General features: G+C 70.9%; 5 protein-coding genes. 2 read left to right on the forward strand and 3 right to left on the reverse strand.

What is annotated here, in order from left to right; genetic code table 11:
* Together AC31A1_RS47295 and AC31A1_RS47300 are read right to left on the reverse strand one after the other, a co-directional pair.
* Positions 1–213, reverse strand: a 213-nt coding sequence (locus AC31A1_RS47295; protein WP_489659244.1) for a hypothetical protein, incomplete at its 3' end; no start/stop codon positions are given.
* Positions 210–1,919 carry an ABC transporter ATP-binding protein gene (locus AC31A1_RS47300; protein WP_489659245.1) on the reverse strand — a complete coding sequence of 570 codons (1,710 nt, stop codon included), beginning with the start codon at positions 1,917–1,919 and terminating at the stop codon, positions 210–212. The genes AC31A1_RS47295 and AC31A1_RS47300, both read right to left, overlap by 4 nt.
* Positions 1,920–2,227: 308 nt before the next feature.
* Here AC31A1_RS47300 and AC31A1_RS47305 point away from each other — a divergent pair, with 308 nt between their 5' ends.
* Positions 2,228–2,872, forward strand: a complete 645-nt coding sequence (locus tag AC31A1_RS47305; RefSeq protein ID WP_489659246.1) for a DedA family protein — start codon at positions 2,228–2,230, stop codon at positions 2,870–2,872.
* A gap of 84 nt (positions 2,873–2,956) precedes the next feature.
* Here the strand turns inward: AC31A1_RS47305 and AC31A1_RS47310 are convergent, their stop codons facing one another.
* Positions 2,957–3,484: a gamma carbonic anhydrase family protein gene (locus tag AC31A1_RS47310; protein ID WP_489659248.1), complete on the reverse strand. Its 528-nt coding sequence runs from the start codon at positions 3,482–3,484 to the stop codon at positions 2,957–2,959.
* Between the two features lie 74 nt (positions 3,485–3,558).
* Here AC31A1_RS47310 and AC31A1_RS47315 point away from each other — a divergent pair, with 74 nt between their 5' ends.
* Entirely contained in the window at positions 3,559–4,389 is an 831-nt protein-coding gene (locus tag AC31A1_RS47315) for an acyltransferase (protein WP_489659247.1), read from the forward strand.
* Positions 4,390–4,577: the final 188 nt, after the last annotated feature.

The raw sequence follows: 4,577 nt of genomic DNA on the forward strand, positions 1-4,577 counted from the left end.
GGTGGGGTCGGACTGGTCGGGGTTCGATGGGTCGGCCGGCGTCCGCCCGGCACGCGGCTGTCCGGCGTCGACCGGCTCGGCGCGCGTCAGCCCGGCACCCCCCTGCTCGGCGTCCACCTGCCCGGCACCCACCTGCTCCACGTCCACCCGCTCCGCGTCTGTCCCTCGCGCGTCCACCTGTCCCGCTTCCGTGCCCTCAGCTCCGGTCGTCATGCCAGCACCGCCGTCCGGTAGGTCGCGTCGGTTCGTACGAGGTCCGCGTGGGTGCCCTCGGCGCCGACGCGGCCGGCGTCGAGGAGGATCACGTGGTCGGTGACGGCGAGCAGGGCGGGGCTGTTGGTCACCACGATCGTGGTGCGGCCCTGCCGGAACTCCCGCAGGCCGCCGGCGATACGGGCCTCGGTCACCGTGTCGACAGCGGTGGTCGGATCGTGCACGACCAGAACGGGCGGCCCCGCACGCAACGCCCTTGCCAGCAACACGCGTTGGCGCTGACCACCCGACAGAGAACGCCCGCCCTCACCGACACCGGTCGCGGTGCCGTGCGGCAGGGAGCCGGCGACTTCGTCGGCGCGGGCGGCGGCCATGGCACGCTCGGTGAGGAGATCGGCCACTCCGCCTTGAGAGCCGTCTTCCGGTGTCACGTTCGCCGCCAACGACCCCTCGAACAGCGCCGCGTCATGCGCGGCGACCAGCACGGCCGCCCGAAGTCCCGCCGGATCAAGCCGAGTCAGCGGCACGCCGTCCAGCTCGACGGACCCCGCCTCCGGATCGGTCTCCCGCCCCAGGCACCGCAACAGGGCCTCGGCGCCGGCCGGGTCCGTCACCGCGATGCCGGTCAACTGCCCGGCGGGCAGGTCGAGATCGACACCGTCGAGCCCACCGAGCCGTACGCCACGCAGCCGCAGTTCCCCGCGAACGGGCTCGGCGACCGGGTCGTCGCCGTCCACCACGGCGTGCCCGGTGGCGAGCACCTCGGCGACACGGGCGGCCGAGGCACGGCCCTGCGCCAGCTCGGCGTTCACCCAGGCGAACGTCTCCAACGGCCCCAGCAGGAACAGCGCGAGCCCCACCGCCGACACCAACTGCCCCAGAGTCAGCGACCCGTTGAGCGCCAGCCGGCCGCCCACGAGGGCGATCAGCGCGATGAACCCACCGGTGAGCGCGAGCACGAGCCCGGTCTGCCAGGACTCGGCACGCGCCGAACGCAGCGTGGCGGCAAGGGAGATGCGACTCGTCCGGCGATACCGCTCGACGGCGGCGTCCTGCGCACCGAGCCCCTTCAGCACCCGTAGCCCGGCCACCAGGTCGGCGGCCACGCCCGAGGCATGAGCGGCCTTGTCCTGCTCGGCCTCGCTGCGCCGCTCCAACGGCTTGCTCAGCAGATGCCCCAGCCACAGCAGAACGGGCGTGCCCAGCAGCACGATCAACCCGAGTGTCACGGACGTCAGCAGCAGCGCCACGGCGCTCACAGCGACACCCGCGACGGCCCATATCCCGGCCATCAGCGCCATGTTGACCGCGCCGACCCGCTTGGCGTCCTCGGTGGCGACGTTGGCGAGTTCCCCGGGCAGCCGTCCTTCCTCGGCACCGCCACGGGCGTCGAGCACCCGCCCCACGATCGCCAACCGCAGTGTGTGCGCGGCCTCTTCGGCACTGCGCTCACCGGCTTTCGCGCCCAGCCGGAAACTCCACGACAGCGTCACGTACATGACGGCGAGCACGCCGAGCCAGAGCGCCAGACGTCCCGCGTCCTGACCGGCGACGGCCTGGTCGATGACGACACCGATGAGCACCGGCACCAGGGCTTCCCCCAGTTGGTGCACGCTTCCGAGCGCCGAGCCGAGTGCGACGCGCCGTGTCTGTCCCTTGACCGAGCGCGTCAGGACGTCCCGCCCCGACAGTTCCCCTGCTCCCACCAGCCACCCTCCGGAAACCGGCCAACTTAGGCAAGGCTACCTTAAGTGAATCTCGGGTAGGTGATGCCCTTTCGGTCCGCCTGGGACGTAACGGAGCGGTTTCGATGCGGTCGCCAGAGCCGCTGTCCAGGCCGCTGTCCAGGCCGCCGTCCAAGCCGCTGTTCAGGCCGGTGTTCGGGCCGCTGTCCGAGCGCTCGCCCGAGGGACGGTGCCGTCCAATTCCGAGCGGTAGGCTTCACAGGTGCGCCCCATGTGTTCGAGGCGCACGCCGGCAAGACAGGCAGTCCGCGCATTCAGGAGGACCGGCGTTGCACGTCCAGGAATGGCTCGACTCGGTTCCGGCGGTGGCCGTCTACGCCCTGGTGGCACTCGTCATCGGGGTGGAGAGCCTGGGCATCCCGCTGCCGGGCGAGATCGTCCTGGTCTCGGCGGCACTGCTCTCCTCCCAGCACTCGGGCATCAACCCGATCGTCCTGGGTGCCTGCGCGAGCCTGGGCGCGGTGATCGGCGACTCCATCGGCTACGCGATCGGCCGCAAGGGCGGACGCCCCCTGCTCGCCTGGCTTGCGAACAAGTTCCCCAGACATTTCAGCGAAGGCCATGTGGCCACCGCGGAACGGTCCTTCGAGAAGTGGGGCATGTGGGCCGTCTTCTTCGGCCGCTTCATCGCCCTCCTCCGCATCTTCGCCGGCCCCCTCGCGGGCGTACTCCGCATGCCCTACTGGAAGTTCCTGATCGCCAACCTCCTGGGCGGAGTCATCTGGGCCGGCGGCACCACAGCGGTCGTCTACTACGTGGGAATCGTCGCCGAGGACTGGCTGAAGCGGTTCTCCTACTTCGGCCTGGCGGCGGCGGTACTGGTCGGCCTCGCCTCAATGCTGATGGTGCGCCGCAAGGCGCAAAAAATGACGGCAGAGAAGAACGCCCCCGAACCGGTAAACGCGGGCGAGTAACGAAGGGGCGCGGGGCTGTGCTCGATATGCGGCTCCGCCGCGTGGTCGCGACCAGCCACACGCAACCCGCACCCGCCAGCCGGTCTACTCATGCACCCCGCGATGCGCCTTGGCCAACTCCGCATACATGGTCCCGTTGAGGGTCAACCCCTCCCGCTCCTCACCGCTCAGCCCGCGCCGCACTTTCGCAGGCACCCCGGCGACCAGTGAACCCGGCGGCACAACCATCCCCTGCGGCACCAACGCCTGAGCCGCAACGAGCGAACCCGCCCCGATCACCGCCCCGTTGAGCACCGTAGCCCCCATCCCGATCAGGCAGTCGTCCTCAACGGTCGCTCCATGCACAACGGCGTTGTGCCCCACGGAAACCCGCTCCCCGACACTGACCGGAAACCCCGGATCGGCATGGAGCGTGCAGTTGTCCTGGATGTTGCTGTGGGCCCCGACGACGATCCGCTCGACATCGCCCCGCACCACCGCGCCGTACCAGACACTCGCCCCGGCAGACAGCGTCACATCCCCGATCACGGACGCCGTAGGAGCCACAAAGGCCTCCCTGTCGACCTTCGGCTCCCGCCCACCAATACCCACGATCAACGCCCTGTGCGTCACAAGACCCTCCCAACCGTCGAAGACACCCGCACGGTACGACATCGGTGGGGCGAAGATCACAGCGGCCGGACCTCATGGGTGCGGCTCACGCTGAGTACCGTGGCCGGGTGCCCAACCGCAAGAACACGTTCTCAAAATGGCGGAGCCGCCTCGTTCAGCGCGCCGTCCACGCGGGCTGGGCCTGGGTGCAGCGCACGGGGTCGGTGACGGCCGAGAACCCCGGCAGCTTCCGGTTCGGCTCGATCGGCGAAGCCACCCGGCTCGCCTTCCCCCTGGGCACGGTCTTCGGCGAACCCTGGATCCACCTCGGTTCGCACTGCATCGTCGGCGAACAGGTCACGCTCACGGCGGGCCTGATGCCGGACCTCGACCTCGGCCCCGACCCGATTCTGAGCCTCGGCGATGGCGTAGTCCTCGGCCGCGGCAGCCACGTCATCGCCGACACGACGGTCACCATCGGCAGCGACTGCTACTTCGGGCCGTACGTCTACGTCACGTCCACGAACCATTCCTACGACGACCCGCACGAGCCCATCGGCAAGCAGTGGCCGCGCATGGAACCGGTCGAGATCGGCCCCGGCTGCTGGGTCGGCACCGGCGCGGTGATCCTGCCAGGCGCGCGGATCGGCCGGAACGTGGTGGTGGCGGCCGGTGCAGTGGTCCGCGGCACGGTGCCCGACCACGCCGTGGTGGCGGGGGCGCCCGCACGGGTCGTACGCCGCTGGACGCCGACGGAGGGCTGGCAGCCGCCGCTCCGCACCCCCGCACCGGTACCGATCCCCGCGGATGTGACCCCGGATCAGCTCCGGGCACTCGCGGGCCTGGACGAGGCGAGCGCGGCACGGCTGGCCGAACTGGACGAGAACGTGATCGCCCACCTCGCGGAGCTGGACGCGGAGGCCTGACCCGGCGCGTGTGCTGACCTGGCCCGGCGCGTGCGCTGAACTGACCCGGCACGTGTGCCGAAGCTCGGTCCGGCACTTACGCCGAGGCCTGACCCGGCACGCATGTCGAGACGCCCCCCGGCACCCGACGCCACCCGGCCCGGCACTTGACGCCCCTCCCCGGCGCTCCGCAGTCCCGCACGCAACCC

The sequence above is a fragment of the Streptomyces sp. P5F9 genome (assembly GCF_057961495.1).